The following is a 19,923-nucleotide window of genomic DNA, read 5'->3' on the forward strand; positions in this document are numbered from 1 at the left end:
CTGCTGGCCCGCTGCCGCGAGCCCCTCACGCAAGAACCGGGCACCGTGATGGGCACGGAGGTGATGCCGGCCCTGGCCTGATTCTCATGCCTCGAAGACGGTTACACCACTTCCAGGGACTTGACCGACAACAAGTGTGGCCCATGCGACTGCTCGTTTGCGGATGAGGATGGATGCACCGAACATGACGGTCCAGAATCCCACGACGATAGGGAGGGCGCTTGTCAGCATCAACGACCCCACCAGGTTCTGGAGCGAAGTCGGGACCTGGTCATTTTTGACTTCTTCGACACCAGCGAGGATCGGGACTGGTTGGGGGTCGGTGGTTGCGTCAGTGGGTTGGTCGTTGGGTGCGTCAGAAGACGGGTCGGTGGCTGAGGCGGAGGCGGTAAGCAGCAGGAGGGCGTGCAGGGGCGCAGGAGGGCGTGCAGGGGCGCAGGAGGGCGTGCAGGGGCGCAGGAGGGCGTGCAGGGTGCGGACCGGCGGAGCCGGAGCAAGTTAGATACTTAGCTATGCTAAGTCGCTTTCGGCCTAGTCAGGCCGGGATTCGTTGCACTGTGCTGGGGGTGCAGGCGCAGGGGGTCAAGCGTCGTCGGAGGCGTCCGTTTTGGGGGCCTGGGGGGTGTCCGGGGTGCGCGGCGGGTCGTTCTTGTGGATCGCTTAATGAACGGCGCGTGTGCTGACGCCTTCGCGCTCGGCAATGGCGCGCATGATCATGCCTTCGGTGCGCATGGCGCGGATACGTTCATGGAGCGCGGCGACCTTGACGAAGTACTTCTCGCAGGGCTGGGCAACCGTGCGCCGGAGCGGTCCGGGGTGCACCCCGGACCGCTCTACGAGGACGCGGGAGGGCCATTTGGGATTGGCTGGAGCTGGGCAGTCCGTGTCAGTGTGAAAAGTAGTTCAATTCTTCATAAGAAGTGAACTAATCACAGGAGGGGGTGGGGTCACAAAGCTAGAAGCGAGGCTCTCAATCAAAGCGACTATAATATTCGTCATTCTGATTTTTCTTCTAGCTTCTTTTCGAGCTTATTCTTCCTCCTGTTTAGGCGCCACCAAGAAACTGACCCCTTGAGCTGGAGGGCTCCTAGTTCGTCGAGGGATGGGAGCCCCTTGTCAGACAGCCTTTTGGAGACCTCTGTCTTGTCTGCTCCTTGCATCGTTGCAACGAGTGCGTGCGCTTCCTTGACTGGAGCGGATGCTAGAGGGTGGGTGGAGAGTTTCGCGTTGACTGCCCTTAGCTCCTCTTCAAGGGCTGAGCGGGAAATGCCTCGGAGTGGCATAGGTCACTTCCCCCTCAGGCAGGCAAGCGCAGCCCGTCCTCCTGCGGCGAGAAACGCCTCAGGGGTCCCCCGAGTCATGATCTGGGTGATCTGAGGCCCATTGAGACCGATTCCCATGAGGCACCTATAGACAGCCCAGGGCCACGCCTGCGTTTCGGCTACTTCCGGGCCGGTCTTCTTTTCCTCGATTAGAAGATCAGAGACATCCCACTCGCTGGATGTGCTTCCTTGATTCTCGAAGTCGCCGGGAAGCGAGGCGGCGGCTGCGTACCCGTCTGTTGCTTGAGGGGTGAAGGCGGGCTGGGCCGCCCAGGCGGTAGCCCCGAAGTTGCTGACGGTGAGGGCTCCTACGATGGAAAACGCGGCCCCGGACTGGGCTAGACGAGAGAGGCGCGGTCGATGCTTGTCGGGCATGAGAGTCTCCTTCGAGTGGATATGACGCGCCCCACTGTACTGTGCGTTCTCTATGCACCGCTATTGCTCTCTGATCCCTCTCGCTCAAGAGGACCTCTTCCTAGGTGTGATGTCCAGGGACGTTGTTGCGTGAATAGCTGACAGGCGAAGGCCTCCTGTTGCGAGAGTGGAGTTGTCGAGAAACCGCTCACGCGAACAGAAGGCCTTCATGTCCCACGCTAACGCCGCCCTGACCCCTCGCGCTCGCCTACGCCTGGCCAAGCTCATCGTCGAGGAGCACTGGCCGGTCGCCACCGCGGCCAAGATGTTCATGGTCTCCGCACCCACCGCACGCAAATGGGCCACACGCTTCCGGGCCGAGGGACCTGCAGGGATGGCAGACCGGTCCAGCCGGCCGTCCACGATGCCGACCAGAACACCGCCGGCGGTGGTGAAACAGATCGTGGCCGCCCGATGGCGCCGACGCCTGGGGCCGGCACAGATCGCTGGAGAACTCGGGATGCCGGCCTCCACCGTCCATGCCGTGCTCGTGCGCTGCCGGATCAACCGCCTCGCCCGTCTGGACCGGGTCACCGGCGAGCCGATCCGCCGCTACGAGCACCCCCACCCCGGGTCGCTGATCCACGTCGACGTCACCAAGTTCGGGCGCATCCCCGACGGGGGCGGACACCGATTCGTCGGGCGCCAGCAGGGCCTGAAGCACCGCGCGGCGACCTCGGACCGCGAAGGAACCCGTGATGCCCGATACCAGCCCCGGCTCGGGGTGGGCTTTCTGCACACCGTGATCGATGATCACTCCCGCTTCGCCTATGTCGAGATGCACTCCGATGAACGCAGCCAGACGGCCATCGCGGTGTTGCGCCGCGCGGTCGCCCACTTCGCGCGCCTGGGTGTGGAGGTGGAGCGGGTGCTCTCGGACAACGGCTCGGCCTACCGCTCGCATGCCTGGCGTGATGCCTGCACCGAGCTCGGGATCAAGCCTAAGCGGACTCGGCCCTACCGGCCGCAGACGAACGGGAAGATTGAGCGGTTCCATCGCACGCTCGCTGACGGGTGGGCCTACGCCCGGTTCTATAGCTCAGAGACGGAACGCAGGGCCGCGTTGCCTGGATGGCTGCACTTCTACAATCATCATCGCGTCCACTCCGCGATCGGCGCCGCGCCTGCCACCCGGCTCAACAACCTCCCTGGACATCACACCTAGGCGATGCTGATGGCCGGTTGGCGTTCATCGCGGCCCTTAGGAGCTCGCACTTTGGAGTAGAGCACGTTTCCGTGTCAGAGCCTTCTGATGTCGCTGGTCCTCCGTTGAGACGCTGAGGGGCTTTCTTGCTGGTCTCAGTCGTCCTTGTGGATCGCGTAGTGCACCGTCCCGACGGTGACGCCTTCCTTGGCAGCAATGGCGCGCATGGAGAGCCCTTCCGCGCGCAGAGCACGAATGCGTTTATGGCGTGCGGCGGCGTCCGCCAAGTAGTCCGCGCGTTCCTGGGCGACGGTGCGGCGGATGGTGCGCGGCGAGACTCCGAATCGCTCGGCTAGCTCGCGGGCGGTCTGCTTGCGCTTGGCGCGCGTAGGGGTGCTGGTCATGCGTCCTCTCCCATGTGTGACGAGCCGAGCACGCCCAGCCCGGACGAGGTCGCTGCCGCGCGCACGCCGGCCGGCGGATGGACCAAGGCCCAGCTGGCCGCCTGGGGCGTGCCGTGGCTGCCACCGAAGGGCTGGCGCGCCGAGCTCGAGGAGCAGTGGAAGGCCCTGGGGCGACCCTTCGCCTGACTGCCGCACGCTCTCCCCGTGAGCCCCCGGCCTCCTTGGAGGAGCCGGGGGCTATCGCGTCCGCCCTCGCCGCTACCGTGAAGGCTCCAGTACACAGCACGGCGGGGTAGTGACCCGCCACGACAGAACAGCGAGGTCTCGTGCGACCCACGATCTTCACCCTCCGCGTCCTGAACTACGTCCACACCAACGGCCTCGTCGGCCAGCACCTGCGGGACATCCCCACTGAGGTGTGCCCACCCGACCGTGTCCAAGTCGCCGCCCGAGAGCTCATGCAGCTCGAGATGATCCCCAAGAACACCCCCTTGGCTGGCTGTATCCCGATTGCTGTCCTGCCCCGGTGTGCCTTCGACGCCGAGCGGGTTGCTCGGGCATACCCGCGCGTCGAGGCCCAGTGGCTGCTTCTAGAAGCAGCCGAGGCATGTCCCAATGATGCCGGCGTCTACGACGACCTCCAGGCCCTGGACCTCACCGATCGCCAGATTCAGAAGGCGTCTTCGGACCTCGAGGCTCATGGTTACCTCGAGCCCGGTAGTACCAGTTCGTACCGGCCCGTACTCACGTCCGCAGGCCTTGATCTCGTGGCCGCCTACCAGACTCCCTTCGTGTGGCCGCCGGCAGAAAGCGGGTTCTCAGTGACCAACCACCACGACAACTCCGTTACTCAGAACGTCCAGACCGGCAACGGGTCGAACGTGGCCCTAGCCGGCCACAGGAGCAACGTCACCCTCACCGTCCAGAGCCAGGACCGCCCGGCGCTGGCGGGACAGTTCGAGCAGCTGCGCGAGGTGCTGCACGCGGAGGAGGGCCTCAGCGATTCTGACGCCGTACGTGACCTGCTGACGCGCGTGAACATGCTTGAGGAGCAGGTGGAGGACGGCGACGGCAAGATCCCAGCCAGCCTGCTCGAGCGCTTCCTAAACAAGGCCGTCGAGACCCTCGCGGACGAGTCTGCACAGCGCATCATCCCGGTCCTCAGCACGATCTACGTCCTGTTCGGTCTACCGCCGCTCCCTGCCTGACCGCTCATCCACCGGTGCCCGCCGCATGGCGCTACGGTGCTCCTCAGCGCGTCAGGACGATTCCCCTCCTGGTCAGCGCGCTTGGCCACCGATCCTGATCTCTCATGCAGGGTGGCTCCGTTGCCCGCGCTCGTCCTATTGGCCGTCGAGCCGGGTATACCCCTTTACACGCCCTGCCCTGTGGCTTCGTTCGCTTGGTGGCGGGGTTTTTGCAGCGCTCCGTGGCGGTCTTGTTGCCGCGATCACGCAGGACTGGCTGCAGGTAGGTGTCGCGGTCTGAACCGAGAGGGGTGCGCCCGGTCGGGGCCGTTTGGATCGCTGCCGCTACGTCAGAGTCCGAAGGCTCCGCCGCTGACGAGGATCACGATGCCGAGGCCGATGAGAACGATGGGGAAGAGGATGTTCTCCCAGCGTTCGAGCACTTCGGCGATCGGGGGGCGGGTGGCGACGAACTTTGCCAGGGCCACCAGGACCGCGACGAGCGCGAGGAAGACGATGCAGTAGGCGACTACTGCGAGAGGTTCCACGCTGAGGAAGACAGGGGTGTAGACGCCGATGTTGTCGCCGCCGTTGGCAAGGGTGACGCCTGCGACTGTCCACACGCCGACCTTCTTGCCGGCAACCTTGGCCTCGTCGTCATCGTCGTCATCGTCTCCGCGCCAGGCCTGCCATGCGGCCCAGAGGCCGAGGCCCAGAGGGATGAGGCCGAAGTACGGGATGGCTGCCGGGGGCAGGAATGCTCCGGCGCCGATGGTCACCAGGACCGCGGCACCGAGGATGCCGGCGAATCCGAGGTACTGGCCGGCCAGAATGCGGGCGGTAGTGCCGCGCTGGCCTGCCCCTCGCGCGAAGAAGAGGGAGAGCACGATGATGTCGTCGATGTTGGTCGCTGCGAACAGGCCCATCGCCTGCAAGACCGAGGTGAGGCTCATGCGCCCTCCCCAGCTGCGTCGCATCCGGGAAGCGAGCAGGCGGGATCGATGCACGGAGCACTCTCATCCACCGCGAGGGTGACCTCGACCAGAGCAGTCAGCGCCCGCGCCAGGTGTGCATCGGCGATCTCGTATCGGGTCTGGCGGCCCTCGGCCACGGCGACCGCGATCCCGCAGTCCCGCAAGCACGCCAGGTGGTTCGACACGTTCGACCGGGTCAGCCCCAAGTCTCGCGCTAGTTCGGCCGGGTACGCCGGCCGTTCCAGCAAGGTCATCAGGATCCGCGACCGGGTGGGGTCGGCCATCGCTCGGCCCAACCGGTTCATCACATCAACACGAGAGGCGATAGTCAGCATTCACTGAACTATACAGTATGAGCTGAACTTACAGTGTCGCCTCGTAAAGCTATACCCCAGCGGGACGGCACAGAACGTCGTGCCGTCCCGCTGTTTGCTCATCGGCCGACGGAGAGCTCGATCAGTTGCGGGCTGCTGCAGCAGGCGTCGCCGGCTGGGGCTGGGGCGTCGCAGCTGCCACCGAGGTCGGTGGTGCATACGCCGGTCTCGGGTAGTTCGAGGTGGACTACGTCGGCTGCTTTGCGGTCGCCGGCCAGGGCTGCTGCGATGGAGCGGACCTGTTCGTAGCCGGCGGCCATGAGGAAGGTGGGGGCGCGGCCGTAGCTCTTCATCCCCACGATGTAGAAGTTCGTCTCCGGGTGGGCGAGGACTCGCTCACCGTGAGGCTCGACGGATCCGCAGGAGTGGAACTCGGGATCGATCAGCGGCCCCAGCTGGGACGGTGCTTCGACGGCCGGGTCCAGGGCCAGGCGGAGTTCGGAGAGCATTCCGAGATCAGGGCGGAACCTGGTGGCGGGCACCAGCACATCGACGCTCACTTCTCGCTCCCCGTCCGGGGTCACAGCGTGGACGGTCAACGTGTCGTCGGCTCTGAAGCGAGTGATGGTGAAGGAGGTGAGGACCGCGATGCGTCCGGAGTCGACCAGCTGGCGCAGTCGCGAGCCGAGCGCTCCTCGGGCTGCGAGTTCGTCCTGGTCGCCGCCCCCGTAGACGCGGGTGAGGTCTGCGGTGCGAGCGGCCCACATGATGGCGGTGTCGGCCTCCAGGTCCGCGAGGTCCAGCAGGGTATTGGCGGCTGAGTGGCCGGCACCGGTCACCATGACTCGCTTGCCGGCGAAGCGGTCACGGTCGCGGCCCTGCACGTCAGGCAGCGGCGCGGTGATGTGGCCCGCGGCGCGGGCCTGCTGCTCGCCGGGAGCAAGGAGCCCGGCCTGTCCGAGGGGGTTGGGCGTGGACCAGGTGCCGGAGGCGTCGATGACCGCGGAGGCGAGCACGTCCTCGCTGTGCCCGTCGGTGGTCTGGATCCGGACGAGGAAGGGGGTCTCCTCGCGGCGTGCGGTGCGGGTCTTGTCGATGCCGGCGCGGGAGACGGCGGTGACCCGCGCCCCGTAGCGGATCGACTCGGCGAGCTGGGGAAGCTGCGCGAGCGGTTCGAGGTAATGCTCGCGCAGTTCGTGACCGGTCGGGAGAACGTCGGCGTCGGGTGCGGTCCAGCCGGCAGCTTCAAGGAGACGCTGTGCGGCGGCGTCGAGGTGGTACTGCCACGGCGAGAAGAGCCGCGTGTGCCCCCACGCGGCGATCGCGGCTCCTGCCGCGGTCCCGGCCTCGAGAATCAGGAACGGCAGGCCGCGCTCAAAGAGGTGGGCAGCGGCGGCAAGGCCGATGGGGCCAGCGCCGATGACGACAATGGGATGTGAGTTCGTTGCGGTGGTCACGATGATGAGTCTCCTCGCTGCGGGGCAGTCAGTTCGCGGTGCCGGTGAGGTCGGTCAGGAGCTTGCGGACGTGGGTGTCGATGTCGTCGCGGACCAAGCGCATCCGCTCCATCCCTTCGATGCCGCGCTGAGAGGGCTCATCGGTGTCCCAGGTCGTGACCGGCGCGGTCATGCCCTCGACGGGTTTGATGACGGCTTCGTCGCCGATGACGATCACGTGGTCGACGCTTCGCAGCAGCTCGGGGGTGACCGGCTGCGGGACGGCGGAGGACATGTCCGCGCCGACCTCAGCGATCGCCTCCGCGGACCGGGCGTTGATGGCGGTGCCCGGGCGGGTGCCGGCGGAATGCACGTCGACCTCATCCCCGGCGTGATGGCGCATGAGGGCGGCGGCCATCTGGGACTTGCCGCCGTTCTTCACGCAGACGAACAGGACTGAAGGGCGCTTCGTGGTCATGGCGAGGGGATCCTTCTGTGGGGTCATCGGGTGGGGGCGGTGGTGTCGCCGGGGAACAGGCGCCGCCCCATAGCGAGGGCGACGTAGACGAGGGCGACGAGGACGGGGACTTCGATCAGCGGGCCGACGACGCCGGCGAGGGCCTGGCCGGAGGTGACTCCGAAGGTGCCGATGGCGACGGCGATGGCGAGCTCGAAGTTGTTACCCGAGGCCGTGAACGCGACGGTCGTGGACTTCGCGTAGTCGAGGCCGATCGCGCGGCCGAGCAGGAAGGACCCCAGGAACATGACGACGAAGTAGACCAGCAGCGGCAGGGCGATGCGGGCCACGTCTCCCGGTGCGGAGATGATCGCGTCGCCCTGGAGGGCGAACAGCAGCACGATGGTGAACAGCAACCCGTACAGCGCCCAGGGGCCGATCTTCGGGAGGAACCGCTCCTCGTACCAGGTCCGACCCTTGGCTCGCTCACCGAGGATGCGGGTCAGGAACCCTGCGACCAGCGGGATCCCGAGGAAGATCAGCACGCTGAGGACGATCGCGCCGATCGAGAACTCGGCCGACGTGGTCGGCAGCCCCAGCCAGGACGGCAGCGCCTGGAGGTAGAACCAGCCCAGGGCACCGAAGGCGATCACCTGGAAGACGGAGTTGATCGCGACCAGCACCGCAGCTGCTTCTCGGTCACCGCAGGCGAGGTCGTTCCAGATGAGGACCATCGCGATGCAGCGTGCGAGCCCGACGATGATCAGGCCGGTGCGGTACTCCGGAAGGTCGGCCAGGAAGATCCAGGCCAGGGCGAACATGAGTGCCGGGCCGACGATCCAGTTCAGCACCAGCGAGGTCACCAGCAGGCGTCGGTCCGCGCCGATGCGCCGGGTCTCGTCGTAGCGGACCTTCGCCAGGACCGGGTACATCATCACCAACAGTCCGATCGCAATGGGCAGGGACACGGATCCGATCTTCACCGCCTCCAGCGCGGTGTTCAGGCCGGGGATGAACCGCCCCAGCAGGAGACCCACTGCCATGGCGGCCAGGATCCACACCGGGAGCCAGCGATCGAGGAAGGACATCTCCTTCATCACGCGGGGCTGCTCCACATCCTTGGTGGTCGTACTCATCGGGCCTCGACACCTTCCATCGACGGATATCGATGCGAACGCTATGCTTCACATCGATGACTGTCAATGTAAGGTGGGGACATGTCCACGACGACCGCGATCACAACTGCCGGGCTCGAGACGATGAACGGCCCTGAGGAGTGCTGCAGGCTCTCAGCGGGGCCCGTCGACAGCGTCGAGGCCGAGAGGATCGCGTCCTTGCTCAAGGCGCTTTCCGACCCGACCCGTCTCCGGCTTCTGTCCCATGTCGCTGCTCAGGGCTGCAATTCGGTCTGCGCCTGTGATCTCACCGAGCCGCTGGGCATCAGCCAGCCGACCGTGAGTCACCACATGAAGAAGCTCGTCGACGCTGGCCTGCTCACGCGCGAGCAGAAGGGGCGCTGGGCGCACTACTCCGTCGTGCCGTCGGCCTTCGCCGAGCTCCGTTCCTTCCTCGACATCGCCTGAACCCCCGCCGCCGACTTTGGAGATCCTCCTGACCGCACGGCCCAGTGTCCTGTTCGTCTGCGTCCACAACGCCGGCCGCTCGCAGTCCGGTTAGCCGGCGACGCGTTGGTCCGCTGCCACCGCCGGGTCCAGCAGGACCTGCATGGCCGCCGCGGCCGCACGGGCGACCCGCTCTACTCCGCCCGTCGAACCCTGCACGCCGGAACCGGGTTGCTCACCGACAAGCAGAGGGCCCGGCTCGAGGCCACTTGGGGGACCTGCCAGCGGATGATCAGCGCCTACCGCGAACCCGACAGGGCTCGAGGAAAGGAGTTGATGGATGGCGTGCACAGGTTCAGGAGGAGGCGACAGGCAGGTCCTTCGGAGACTTGCGCTGACCGGAGCGCTGCCCGGACCGCCCGGACCGACCGGGCTGCGCCCTTGGGCAGGGTCACAGCATTTCCAGTGGTCGCGGTCCGCTCGGGGGCGGAAACGCACGGTCCAGAGCATCCAGGTCTTCGCGGGTCAGCTGCACGTCCAGTGCTGTGGCGTTGTCGCGCACGTGCTGCGGGCTGCTCGCCTTGGGGATCGTGCAGAGCGAGTCGCGGCGCAGCACCCAGGCGAGGGCCGCCGCCGCGGGGCTGACGCTGTGACGGGCCGCGACGTCGTTCAGCGTCGTGTCGTGAAGGATGCGGCCCTGCTCGATCGGCGAGTACGCCATGACCGGCAGCTGGTGGTCGGCGCACCACGGCAGGAGGTCGTACTCCGGTCCTCGCCGCGACAGGTTGTACAGCACCTGATCCGTGGTCAGCCCGCTGCTGCCCGGCACGTCCTGCAGGTCGGCGAGGTCCCGGTGGTCGAAATTGCTGACGCCCCAGTATCGGATTTTCCCGTCCTCGACGAGCTGGTGGAAGGCTGCGACGGTGTCCTGCAGCGGGTACCTGCCCTGCCAGTGCAGCAGGTAGAGGTCGATCCGATCGGTGCCCAGGCGTTTCAGGCTGCGTTCGCAGGCCGCGACCGTGCCGGAACGGGAGGCGTGGGACGGCATGACCTTGCTGACCACGAACGCCTCGTCGCGGCGACCCGCCAATGCTTCACCGACCACCTCCTCCGCGCCGCCGTCGGCGTACATCTCGGCGGTGTCGACCAGCGTCATGCCCAGCTCGAGGCCGGCGTGCAGCGCGGCGACCTCGTCGCCGCGGCGGCCGGGGTCCTCACCCCAGCCCCAGGTGCCCTGACCCAGCACAGGGATGGACTCCCCGCTCGGCAGCGTTATCCGTCGCATCCGCGATCACTTCCTTCTGGCTGTCCTGAGGTGGGACGTGGGCTGAGATCCTCGAAGGGCCGGCGCGTCCTCGGCCGGTGCTGGCTTATAGGAGGGTGGCGGGTACCAAGGTGCCGGGTGTCGAGCCGGTAGTCAGCCCCGCCTGCGCCATGTGGCGTACCGGGCTGCTCACGAGCGGTTTCCGGCGCCGGTGGGCTGGGCGGCCTGGCTGGACGGTACCACCACGGCGGAACAGAAGGCAGAGGTCATCGGGTGAGCGGCTGGTGGGCAGGTTCCCGTCTCGGGCCGCAGACCTCGTCCCTGCTGATCGCCGGTCAGCACAACGCCCAAGCCGACCCCAGCCTCGGCGTCACTCCGCGCACCATCGCCCGGGAACGCACCCCGGCCGCCCACACCTCCGCCCCTGCAGTAGACTCCTGAACACTGTTCAGCCCGTCGGGCCCTCGCCATGCGCCCCGCGCCTCGGCAGCGCCCCCTCGCACTCGCTTCCGCACCAGGAGTCCCTCCATGAGCACTTCCGTGCCCTCGTCCCACGACGGCCACGTCCGCCCCGCGGCCACCACGACGGCGGACCGCCCCGCCGACGCCGGCCGCCCCCGTCGCGGTTCCGCCGGCGGCAGCCTCGCGCGCATCGCCGCCATGACCGCGTTGATGGCCGTGCTCGGTCTGGTGCCGCCGATCGCCGTCGCCGGTGTGCCCGCCCCGATCGTGCTGCAGAACATCGCCGTGATCCTGGCCGGTGTGATCCTCGGCCCGTGGCGCGGGGCCGCCTCGATGGCGCTGTTCGCCGGCCTCGTGGCGCTTGGCCTGCCCCTGCTCACCGGTGGTCGCGGGGGTCTGGGTGTGTTCGTGGGCCCGTCGGTCGGCTTCATCCTCGGCTGGATCCCCTCGGCGATGATCGTCGGCCTGATCTTCTGGGCTCTCACCTCCCGCTCCCGCCCCGGCCTGAGTGCCGGACGGATCGCGCTGGCGGCCGCCGTGGCCGGTCTGATCGGCGGCGTGATCATGGTGTATGTGTTCGGTGCGTTCGGCTTCGTCGGTGTCCAGGGCATGGAGTTCGGCGCCGCGATGCTCTCCATGGCCGTGTTCGTGCCCGGCGACCTCACCAAGCTCGTCATCGCCGTCCTCCTTTGCGCCGGCCTGTGGAAGGCCTACCCGCGCGCCTTCCGGTGATCCCTCCGGTGCGCCTGCCCCCGTCCGACGACGACGTCGCCCCCGCCGTCTCCCGCCTCGCCCCGCTGCGGGGCGCGGACCACGAAGCCGTGCTGCGCCGGGCGCTGGAGGCCCGGACTGCCGGGCTGGTCCCGCTCGTGGGCGACGAGCGATGGTCCGTGGCGCAGTGGCAGGCCGGCGTCGGGCACGCCGAGGCGCTGCTGGCCGAACTGACCGCGCGGGCTCCCGACCGGGCCGCCCGGATCGGCTGGGCGGCCTTCACCTCCGGAACCACGGGACGGCCCCGCGTGATCCTGCGCACGGCCGACTCCTGGCGGACCGGCCACCGGCTCGTCGAGGACTGGCTCGGCCTGGAGCCGGGTGAGAGCCTGCTCGTCCCCGTGCACCCGGTGTCCTCGATGGCGGTCAACGCGGCGGACCTGTGCGCGCATGTCGGTGCACGGCTGCTCGTGCCCAGCCGCGCCCGGCTGCGCGCGGCGGACGTCACGGGCGGGGCCGCGGCGGTGCACTGCACGCCCGCACAGCTGGCCGACCTCTGCGATCTGCTGGCCGCGGTCCGGGCCGCCAGCGCCCCCGCTGGCCCGCGCGTCGTCCTGGTGGGCGGGGACCGTCTGCCCGGCCAGTTGCGCGAGCGCGCCGCCGCCCTGGGCCTGCGCGTGGTCCACTACTACGGGTCCGCCGAGGCCAGCTTCGTGGCCGTGGACCGGGACGGCTCCGGCCTGCGTGCCCTGCCCGGCGTGCGTCTCGAGATCCGCGAGGGCGTCCTGCACGTGCGCTCGGACCAGCTCGCCGAGCCCGACGGCACCCGCCTGACCGACGGCACACCCCGCTGGGGCGCCGACGGCTGGCTCTGCACCGGGGACCGGGCCCAGATCGACGACGACGGCGTCCTGCACCTGCGCGGTCGCGCCGACGACGCCATCCTCACCGGCGGAGCCACCGTGATCCCGGCCGAGGTGGAGGCCGAGCTGCTGCGCGCCACGGTCCGTCGCGAGAGCACGGCCTCCGGCGGGGACTCCGCTCCCCACGCGGTCCCGGTGTGCACCGCCGTGCTCGTCCAGGGCGAGCCCGCCCCGCGGCTGGGGAGCCTCGTCGTCGCCCACGTGGAGCCGGCACCCGGCCTGCCCGCCGACGTCGTGCTGGCTGCCCTCAAGGAGCACGCCCGCACGCACCTGCCCCCGGCCGCGCGGCCGCGACGTTGGCAGGTGGTGGACCGGCTCGAGCGCACCGGCAGCGGCAAGATCCGCCGGATGGCCCCCGACGTCGCCGCATTCCCCGACCCGCCCGGAGGCAGCGCATGACCACCACCCCGGGGCTGTGGATCACCGCCGCCGCCCGGACCGCGTTCACGGCCCGCTCCCGCGGGCAGGCCGGTCTCGATGCCGGCGCGCTGTCCGCCCAGGCCGTGGCCGCGGTGACCGGCCCCGCCGCTGCGGACGTGGCCGCCGTCGTGCTCGGAAACTGCACAGGGCCCGGTGGCAACCTCGGGCGGATAGCCGCGCTCGCGGCCGGTCTGGGCGAACACACCCCGGGGTGGTCCGTGGACGCCCAGTGCGGCGCCGGGCTGGCCGGGGTGCTGCAGGCCGCCCAGCACGCCGCGTTCACCGGCCGGCCGTGCGTGGGTGGCGGCGTCGAATCCCCGTCCACCGCTCCGCAGCGCAGCCGGGACGGGGTGCCCTACACGCAGGCGCCCATGGTCCCGTCCGGCTGGCCGGACCCGGGCATGACCGCCGCCGCTGACGCCCTCGCCGCCGCGGACGCGATGCCGCGCGCCCGCCAGGAGGCGTTCGCCGCGCGCTCCCACGCCCTCGCGCTCGCCGCGGCCGGACTGCGTCGCATCGAACGGGTGCCCGGCGCTCCCGACGACGACGGTCCGCGCCGCCTCGACGCCCGCGCCCTCGCCCGCTTCACGCCCGTCCACCCTGACGCCGACCCGGCCACCGCGGTCACCGGGGGCACCGCCGCGCGGATCGCCGACGGCGCGGCCGCCGTGCTGGTGGTGCCGTGCGAGCGGTCGCCGGTGGGGCGGGACGAGGCCGCGGGTGGTCTGCGTCCGGTGCGGATCGTGGGGGCGGAGATCCGGGGCGGGGACCCGGCTCTGCCCGGCATCGCCCCCGTGGCCGCCGTCGAGCGGGCTCTCGCCGCGGCCGACTGGAGGCTGGGGGAGGTCGCCGTCGTGGAGGTGGTGGAGGCCTACGCCGTGCAGGTGCTGGCTACCCTGGACCGGCTCGGCCTCACCGACCACGCGCGGCCGGGGCCGGCCTCCCTGGGCTCGGACCGCCAGGGCCTGGACGACTGGGGCGTGGACCGGCGCGTCAACGCGGCCGGGGGAGCGCTCGCGCTGGGGCACCCATGGGGCGCCTCGGGCGCGGCGGCCGTCGTGCGGGCTGTGCACCGATTGCAGGGGCAGCCGCCCGGGGCGCGCGCCGTGGTCGCCTGCGCCGTGGCCGGAGGGCTCGGGATAACGATGCTGCTGGAGGTGGCGTGAGGTGACCGTGCTGGGGCATGAAGGGCATCCGCAGGTCCATCCTGGGCGCACGAGTACCGCGCGGGTGGCCCGCCTGGGCGCACTCATACCCCAGAATCGGCCGGGAACGTGGCAGAAGTGCGCCCGGGCAAGGTGGGGGCGCGCCGGGTTACACTCTTGAACGCTGTTCAGCCAACGCTGCTCCACACCGGAGCGCACACCGGCTCCGCACGGCCCACACCGCCCCCGCCCAGCCCGGAGGACTGCGGATGACCCTGCTCCTGGAGGTGACCTGCACTGACCGTTCCCAACCGCACATCCAGCACGCCGCAGGACCGTTCCCTCACCCTCACGGGCGTTCGCGTCGAGGCCGACGGCCCCGAGGGCGTCGTCGTGCTCCTCGACGGCGTGGACCTCACCCTCACGGCCCCGCGTGTGGCGGTGATCGGGGAGAACGGCTCCGGCAAGTCCACGCTGGCCCGCGCGATCGCCGGACTGGCCGACGTCGTCGCCGGGGAGGTGAGCGTGCACGGGGTGGACGCCGTCCGGGACGTGAAGGCGCTGCGCCGCACCGTCGGCTTCGTGTTCGCGAACCCGGCGGCGCAGATGGTCATGCCCACCGTCCGGGAGGACGTGGAGCTGACCGTGAAGTCGCTCAGGGACGACGCCGGCCGCCGCCTGACCAAGGACGACGTCGCCGCGCGCGTGGCCGCGGCGCTCCAGGAGCACCGGCTCACCGCGCTCGCGGACCGGGCGTGCCTGTCCCTGTCCTCGGGGCAGGCGCAGCGACTGGCGATGTGCTCGGTGATGACCGCCGGGCCGTCCCTCGTGATCGCCGACGAGCCGACCTCCCTGCTGGACGGCCGGCACCGGCGGATCGTGGCGGACCGACTGCTGGCCGCCGACCCTTCCGCCCCGGACGGGTTCCAGCTGCTGCTGGTGACCCACGACCTCGAGCTGGCCCGTGCCTGCGACGAGGCGGTGTGGATCCACGGCGGCCGCGTCGAGCGGACCGGCCCGGCCGGGGACGTGGTCGAGGCGTACGAGCGTTTCCTGGACCACGCCGTGGCGGCGGAGCTGCGCTGATGCTCTCCCTGTACGTCCACGGCGACTCGCCCCTGCATCACGCCCGTGCCGGCCTCAAGACGGGCCTGTTCGCGGTGTGGGTGCTGGCCCTGACCCTGCTCCCGCTGTCCCTGTGGACGGCGGGCGCCGCCGTCGTGGGCGCCGTGACCGCGTATCTCGTGGGCTTCGGGCTGCGGCGTGGTGCGGCGATGATCGCCTCCGACCTGCGCGCTCTGTGGCTGTTCTACGTGGTCCTGTTCGCGGCGCAGTGGATCTTCACCGACGCGTTCGCGGCCGGACTCATGGTGGCGCGCGTGCTCGGGCTCGTGCTCACCGCGCAGGTGTTGACGCGCACCACCCGGATCGCGGACATGACCGGGGTGGCCGAGGCGGTGCTGCGGCCGGTCGAGCGGATCCCGTGGGCGGGGCCACGCCTGGCGCGGGCGGGGTTCCGCGCCGACCGCGTGGGCCTGGCGATGGGCCTGGTGCTCTCCTCGATCGGCCACCTGCGCGCCCTGGCCGAGCAGATCCGGCATGCGCAGGCCGCCCGCGGGGTGCGGATGGCGCCGTGGGCCTGGGCGCTGCCGCTGCTGGTGCTCAGCTTCAAGCACGCCGACGACGTCGGGGACGCCCTGGCCGCCCGCGGCATCGACTAGAGCCCCCGGCCCTCCCGCGTTGGGGGCGGAACTCGGTGGTATTCCGGGTGGGGATCCCCGAGTTCCGCCCCCGCACCGCGTGGGGTGGCGGCCGGCTCAGAGGGGGTTGTCCAGGGGCAGACGGTCGCGGTCGTAGGTGATCTCGGTGAAGCCGTGGGGCACGGGCTTGCCGTCTTCACCCAGGGACACGAACACGATCTTGTCGATGGTCAGGATCATCTCGCCGGTCACGATGTTCCGCACCTTCGCCCGCATGGTCAGGGACGTGCGCCCGAACTCGGTGGCGCGCAGGCCCATCTCGATCATGTCGCCCTGCTTCGCCGAGGCCAGGAAGTTGATCTCCGAGATCAGCTTCGTCACGCACCGCGGGTTGCCCAGCTGCAGGGTCGCGTAGATGGCCGCCTCCTCGTCGACCCAGCGCAGCAGCGAGCCGCCGAAGAGCGTGTTGTTCGCGTTGAGGTCCTCCGGCTTGACCCACTTGCGGGTGCGGAAGTTGACGTCGTCGTGGGCGGCGCGGTCGGCCGAACGGGTGAAGAGCGTGGAGTCCATGGCCCCACGGTAGAGCGACGCCGACGCCGGCACGAGAGAGGGCGCCCGATGCGGAGACGTGCTCGAGCAGGCCGTAGGGTCGCCGGAGGGATCCGCAACGGAGCACACAGGAAGGACCCGGCCGATGACCATCCGCCCCCACCCCGACCCCGCCACACCCGACGCCACCTGGCGCGATGTGCCGGTGCTCGGCTTCACGGTCGCCGCCGGCAACGCCGTCCTGTTCTGCCTGGTCTAGCTGCTCCGGGACGGGATCACCACCGACTACACGTGGGGGCTGCTGCTGGCCCCGGTGCTCATGGGCGTGGCCGGGGTGGCGGTGATGGTCCTCTGGGAGCGGCTCCTCGTCCGCGTCCCGCGGCTGGCCGCCACGCTGGTCGCCGCCATCGCCCTCCTGGCCTTCGTGCTGGTGCTCGCCTGGTGGCTCGTGGAGGTGAACGCGCAGACGCACCTGTTCACCGGGAGCACGTTCTGGCTGCTCGCCGTCGCCCCGGTCTGCGCGGGCCTCGCCTGGCTCGCGCACCGGCTGCTCCCGGCGGCCCGCCGGCCCGTGGGGCAGCCCCCCGCCGCCCTCGACGACGACGCCTGGGCCCGCCGCCTCGCCGGCGTCCTGCGGCTGCGCAAGGACCTGCCCGACGCGCGGGTGGGCGAGATCGTCCGTGACGCGCGGGTACGTGGGGCCGCGGCCGGGCGCCCGCTGGCCGAGGAGCTCGGCTCCCCGGAGTCGTACGCCGCGGGCGTCCAGAAGGACCTGGTCATCGCGCCGCGCCGGCGGGCCTGGGCGGTTACCGCGCTCGTGCTGCTCATCCTGGCCACCCGTCTCCCGGGCGTGGTGGCCGGGGAGCGGCTCAGCGCGTGGGACGTCGCGTACCTGTTGCTCGCCGTCGTCGTGCTGGTGTCGGAGTGGCGCGACTATCGGGCCGCCGTGCGTCGCGCCCGCCGCTGAGGGGTCTCAGGCCCCCGCGGCGGCCAGCACCCTCGCCACATGGCGGCGGTGCACCTGGTGGATGACCTCGATCAGTCCGCACCCGAGCGCGGCGACCACCAGCGCGGCCACGAGCACGTCCGTGGGCGGGACCTCCATCCGGTGGTACCAGCGGGAGGCCGGCACCAGCACGACGGCGGCCAGCACCGCGTACATCGCCAGGATGAGGACCACCACGCGCGCGCTCAGCGGCCGGGACATCACGCTGAGCACCCACAGGCCCAGCAGGGTCAGGGTGATCATGAACGCGGCCTGCTGGCGGGCCAGGTCGACGTCGCCGGCGGTGAGGCGCACGTACGTCTGCAAGGCCACCATGGACAGCAGGATCACCGCGCCGGAGGGGATCGCGAACCGCAGCGCCCGCCCCAGAAAGCCGGGCACATAGCGGCGCGGGTTCGGCAGCAGGGCGAGGAAGAACGTGGGCGCGCCGATCATGATGAAGTCCACGGTGGAGGCCTGCCGCGGCAGCAGCGGGAACTGCCACGCGAACAGGGAGAACACCACGCCGAACAGCAGCGCGTACGTCGTCTTCGTCAGGTAGATGTGGGCGAGCCGCTCCATGTTCGCGATCACCTGGCGGCCCTCGCCGAGCACGCGCGGCAGGCGGTCGAAGCGCCCGTCCAGCAGCACCATCCGGGACACCGCCTTGGTGGCCGGGGCCGCGTTGCCCATGGCGATGCCCAGGTCCGCGGTCTTCAGGGCCAGGGCGTCGTTCACGCCGTCGCCGGTCATGGCCACCACGTGCCCGCGCGACTGCAGCGCCTGCACCATCGCCTTCTTCTGGTCCGGGCTGACGCGGCCGAACACGTCGTGCTCGGCCATCACGTCGGCGAGCTCCCCGGGATCGTCCGGCAGGGTGCGCCCGTCGTAGGCCTGGCCCGCCACCTCGAGGCCCACCTCACGGGCCACGGCGGCCACGGTGCGCGGGCTGTCCCCGGAGATCACCACGGTCCGCACGCCCTGGGCGTGGAAGTAGTCGAGGGTCTCGGCGGCGTCCGGGCGCACGTTCTCGCGGAACGTCACGACGGCGACCGGGACGCCTCCGCCGGGCAGCGCATCCCCGATCAGGGGCTCGTCCGTGCGGGCCAGCAGCAGCACGCGGCGGCCGGCGTCCGCGTCGGCGTGGACCTGGGCGCGGACGGCCTCGGCGGCCTCGGGGCCGAGGACCTGCTCGTCCACGAGGGCCTCGGGCGCGCCGAGCAGCCACGTGCCGGCCGCGGCCCCGGCCTCGGGGCCGAACGCGACCGCCGACCACCGGCGTGCGGAGGAGAACGCCACCTGGGCCGCGGGGTCCACGGGCGGGACGGCCGTGAAGGGCTCGCGCAGGGCCGCCGCGGTGGGGTTCACGTCCGGGTCCGCGCCGAACCAGGCGAGCACGGCCCGAGCCCCGTCGCCGACCTCGGCCGGGGCGCCGTCGTCGTGGGCGTCCGGGGACGCGTCCGCCGAGGCGGGCGCGGCGAGCCGGTCGAACCGGACGCCGCCCTCAGTGAGGGTGCCGGTCTTGTCCAGGCAGACGGTGTCCACGCGGGCCAGGACCTCCACGGCGGGCTGCTCCTGGATGAGGACCTCCTGCTGGGCCAGCTTGAGTGCGGACACGGCGAACGCGATGGTCGTCATGAGCGCCAGGCCCTGCGGGATCATGCTGGTCACCGCCGCCACGGACGCGATCAGTGCGGGCTCCAGGGCGGCCTCGCGCGGCTGGGAGAGGGCGAGGGACCAGCCGCCGACCGCCGTCATCTGGCCGTGCACGATCACCGCGATGATCGGCACCAGGGCGATCGTCAGCCAGCGGGCCACCGTCTCCAGGGCGCCGCGCAGCTCCGAGTGGATGGCGGAGTAGCGGCGGGCCTCGGCGCTGAGCCGGGCCGCGTGCGAGGCCGAGCCCACCGCCGTCGCGCGCACCAGGCCCGCGCCGGCCACGACGGCCGAGCCCGAGAGCACGGCGTCCCCGGGGGTCTTGGGCACGGGGTCGTTCTCCCCGGTGAGCAGCGCCTCGTCCATGTCCAGGCCGTCCGAGACGAGGACCTCGCCGTCCACGGGCACCTGGTCGCCGCGGCGCAGCACCACGACGTCGTCCCGCACGATCTGCGCCATCGGCAGGGGCACGCGCGCCCCGTCCCGGATGACGACGACGTCGTCCTGGTGCAGCAGCGCGATCCGGTCCAGCTTCCGCTTGGCCGAGTACTCCTGGACCACGCCGATCACCACGTTGGCCACGGCCGCCAGCGAGAACAGCAGGTCCAGCCAGCGGCCCATCAGGATCACGACGACGGCGCACAGCGCGATCGCCAGGTTGAACAGCGTGAACACGTGCACGCGCAGGATCTGCCCCAGTGAGCGGGACGTGTCCCGCGACTGGACGTTGACCAGGCCCGCGGCCTCCCGCTCGGCGACCTCGGCGGCGGTGAGCCCGGTGATCCCCGCCGCGCCGGTGAACCCCAGGCCCGTCCCGCTCTCGGGGGCGGACGGGTGCGCGGACGCTGGGGAGGGGGAGGCCATGGCACAGAATCTACCCAGCCGGCGTGGGGC

At 70.5% G+C, this 19,923-nt stretch carries 22 protein-coding genes and 1 pseudogene; 13 read left to right on the forward strand and 10 right to left on the reverse strand.

Annotated elements, in window-relative coordinates; all coding sequences use genetic code 11:
* The first annotated feature begins 663 nt into the window (after positions 1–663).
* Entirely contained in the window at positions 664–924 is a 261-nt protein-coding gene (locus J1M41_RS10145; RefSeq protein WP_206451672.1) for a hypothetical protein, read from the forward strand.
* A 362-nt stretch (positions 925–1,286) separates the two neighbouring features.
* On the opposite strand, the gene J1M41_RS10150 is transcribed toward J1M41_RS10145, so the two are convergent.
* On the reverse strand, positions 1,287–1,697 hold the full coding sequence (locus J1M41_RS10150) for a hypothetical protein (protein ID WP_127435035.1): 411 nt from the start codon (positions 1,695–1,697) through the stop codon (positions 1,287–1,289).
* Between the two features lie 208 nt (positions 1,698–1,905).
* Here J1M41_RS10150 and J1M41_RS10155 point away from each other — a divergent pair, with 208 nt between their 5' ends.
* Positions 1,906–2,901 (forward strand): IS481 family transposase, encoded by a 996-nt coding sequence (locus tag J1M41_RS10155; RefSeq protein WP_080981699.1) that lies wholly within the window; start codon positions 1,906–1,908, stop codon positions 2,899–2,901.
* A gap of 134 nt (positions 2,902–3,035) precedes the next feature.
* Here J1M41_RS10155 and J1M41_RS10160 read toward each other — a convergent pair whose 3' ends face one another.
* Complete coding sequence (locus tag J1M41_RS10160) at positions 3,036–3,284, reverse strand: HTH domain-containing protein (protein WP_049147384.1); 249 nt, start codon at positions 3,282–3,284, stop codon at positions 3,036–3,038.
* A gap of 12 nt (positions 3,285–3,296) precedes the next feature.
* On the opposite strand from J1M41_RS10160, the gene J1M41_RS10165 reads away from it, so the two are divergent.
* Entirely contained in the window at positions 3,297–3,470 is a 174-nt protein-coding gene (locus J1M41_RS10165) for a hypothetical protein (protein ID WP_168165774.1), read from the forward strand.
* Positions 3,471–3,610: 140 nt separating this feature from the next.
* On the forward strand, positions 3,611–4,492 hold the full coding sequence (locus tag J1M41_RS10170; RefSeq protein ID WP_049147382.1) for a hypothetical protein: 882 nt from the start codon (positions 3,611–3,613) through the stop codon (positions 4,490–4,492).
* A 329-nt stretch (positions 4,493–4,821) separates the two neighbouring features.
* Here J1M41_RS10170 and J1M41_RS10175 read toward each other — a convergent pair whose 3' ends face one another.
* The 5 genes from J1M41_RS10175 to arsB all read right to left on the reverse strand — a co-directional run bounded on the left by J1M41_RS10175 (position 4,822) and on the right by arsB (position 8,788).
* Positions 4,822–5,424, reverse strand: a complete 603-nt coding sequence (locus J1M41_RS10175) for a cadmium resistance transporter (protein WP_036341590.1) — start codon at positions 5,422–5,424, stop codon at positions 4,822–4,824.
* Positions 5,421–5,780, reverse strand: a complete 360-nt coding sequence (locus J1M41_RS10180; protein WP_010080053.1) for a helix-turn-helix transcriptional regulator — start codon at positions 5,778–5,780, stop codon at positions 5,421–5,423. Before J1M41_RS10180 ends, J1M41_RS10175 begins: the two co-directional genes overlap by 4 nt.
* Before the next feature lie 98 nt (positions 5,781–5,878).
* A complete protein-coding gene (locus J1M41_RS10185; RefSeq protein WP_206451673.1) occupies positions 5,879–7,216 on the reverse strand; it encodes an NAD(P)-binding domain-containing protein in 1,338 nt (445 codons plus the stop codon).
* Positions 7,217–7,244: 28 nt separating this feature from the next.
* Complete coding sequence (locus tag J1M41_RS10190) at positions 7,245–7,673, reverse strand: low molecular weight phosphatase family protein (RefSeq protein WP_206451674.1); 429 nt, start codon at positions 7,671–7,673, stop codon at positions 7,245–7,247.
* Between the two features lie 23 nt (positions 7,674–7,696).
* Entirely contained in the window at positions 7,697–8,788 is a 1,092-nt protein-coding gene (gene arsB, locus J1M41_RS10195) for an ACR3 family arsenite efflux transporter (protein WP_036381392.1), read from the reverse strand.
* A gap of 81 nt (positions 8,789–8,869) precedes the next feature.
* Between arsB and J1M41_RS10200 the strand changes: the two genes are divergently transcribed.
* Both J1M41_RS10200 and J1M41_RS10205 read left to right on the forward strand, forming a co-directional pair.
* Positions 8,870–9,235, forward strand: a complete 366-nt coding sequence (locus J1M41_RS10200; protein WP_049148029.1) for a helix-turn-helix transcriptional regulator — start codon at positions 8,870–8,872, stop codon at positions 9,233–9,235.
* An 84-nt stretch (positions 9,236–9,319) separates the two neighbouring features.
* A pseudogene (locus J1M41_RS10205) lies at positions 9,320–9,553 on the forward strand (ISL3 family transposase); the annotation flags it as partial.
* A gap of 112 nt (positions 9,554–9,665) precedes the next feature.
* Here the strand turns inward: J1M41_RS10205 and J1M41_RS10210 are convergent.
* Positions 9,666–10,460, reverse strand: coding sequence for an aldo/keto reductase (locus J1M41_RS10210; protein WP_342214101.1), 795 nt, complete (start codon positions 10,458–10,460; stop codon positions 9,666–9,668).
* A 291-nt stretch (positions 10,461–10,751) separates the two neighbouring features.
* Here J1M41_RS10210 and J1M41_RS10215 point away from each other — a divergent pair, with 291 nt between their 5' ends.
* From J1M41_RS10215 to J1M41_RS10240, 6 genes are all read left to right on the forward strand, one after another.
* Positions 10,752–10,919 (forward strand): hypothetical protein, encoded by a 168-nt coding sequence (locus tag J1M41_RS10215; RefSeq protein WP_206451676.1) that lies wholly within the window; start codon positions 10,752–10,754, stop codon positions 10,917–10,919.
* An 87-nt stretch (positions 10,920–11,006) separates the two neighbouring features.
* Positions 11,007–11,672, forward strand: coding sequence for a biotin transporter BioY (locus tag J1M41_RS10220; RefSeq protein WP_206451677.1), 666 nt, complete (start codon positions 11,007–11,009; stop codon positions 11,670–11,672).
* An 8-nt stretch (positions 11,673–11,680) separates the two neighbouring features.
* Complete coding sequence (locus J1M41_RS10225; protein WP_206451678.1) at positions 11,681–12,973, forward strand: class I adenylate-forming enzyme family protein; 1,293 nt, start codon at positions 11,681–11,683, stop codon at positions 12,971–12,973.
* A complete protein-coding gene (locus J1M41_RS10230) occupies positions 12,970–14,160 on the forward strand; it encodes an acetyl-CoA C-acyltransferase (protein WP_206451679.1) in 1,191 nt (396 codons plus the stop codon). Before J1M41_RS10225 ends, J1M41_RS10230 begins: the two co-directional genes overlap by 4 nt.
* Positions 14,161–14,532: 372 nt before the next feature.
* Positions 14,533–15,225 carry an ABC transporter ATP-binding protein gene (locus J1M41_RS10235; protein ID WP_342214102.1) on the forward strand — a complete coding sequence of 231 codons (693 nt, stop codon included), beginning with the start codon at positions 14,533–14,535 and terminating at the stop codon, positions 15,223–15,225.
* Positions 15,225–15,860, forward strand: coding sequence for an energy-coupling factor transporter transmembrane protein EcfT (locus J1M41_RS10240; protein WP_182488640.1), 636 nt, complete (start codon positions 15,225–15,227; stop codon positions 15,858–15,860). The genes J1M41_RS10235 and J1M41_RS10240 overlap by 1 nt, the downstream gene beginning before the upstream one ends.
* A gap of 96 nt (positions 15,861–15,956) precedes the next feature.
* Here the strand turns inward: J1M41_RS10240 and J1M41_RS10245 are convergent, their stop codons facing one another.
* Complete coding sequence (locus tag J1M41_RS10245) at positions 15,957–16,409, reverse strand: acyl-CoA thioesterase (RefSeq protein WP_049147545.1); 453 nt, start codon at positions 16,407–16,409, stop codon at positions 15,957–15,959.
* 292 nt (positions 16,410–16,701) lie between these two features.
* Here J1M41_RS10245 and J1M41_RS10250 point away from each other — a divergent pair, with 292 nt between their 5' ends.
* Entirely contained in the window at positions 16,702–17,355 is a 654-nt protein-coding gene (locus J1M41_RS10250) for a hypothetical protein (RefSeq protein ID WP_206451680.1), read from the forward strand.
* A 6-nt stretch (positions 17,356–17,361) separates the two neighbouring features.
* On the opposite strand, the gene J1M41_RS10255 is transcribed toward J1M41_RS10250, so the two are convergent.
* A complete protein-coding gene (locus J1M41_RS10255; RefSeq protein ID WP_206451681.1) occupies positions 17,362–19,893 on the reverse strand; it encodes an HAD-IC family P-type ATPase in 2,532 nt (843 codons plus the stop codon).
* Between the last annotated feature and the right edge of the window lie 30 nt (positions 19,894–19,923).

The organism is Micrococcus sp. KRD096 (assembly GCF_017168495.1).
GTDB lineage: Bacteria > Actinomycetota > Actinomycetes > Actinomycetales > Micrococcaceae > Micrococcus > Micrococcus luteus.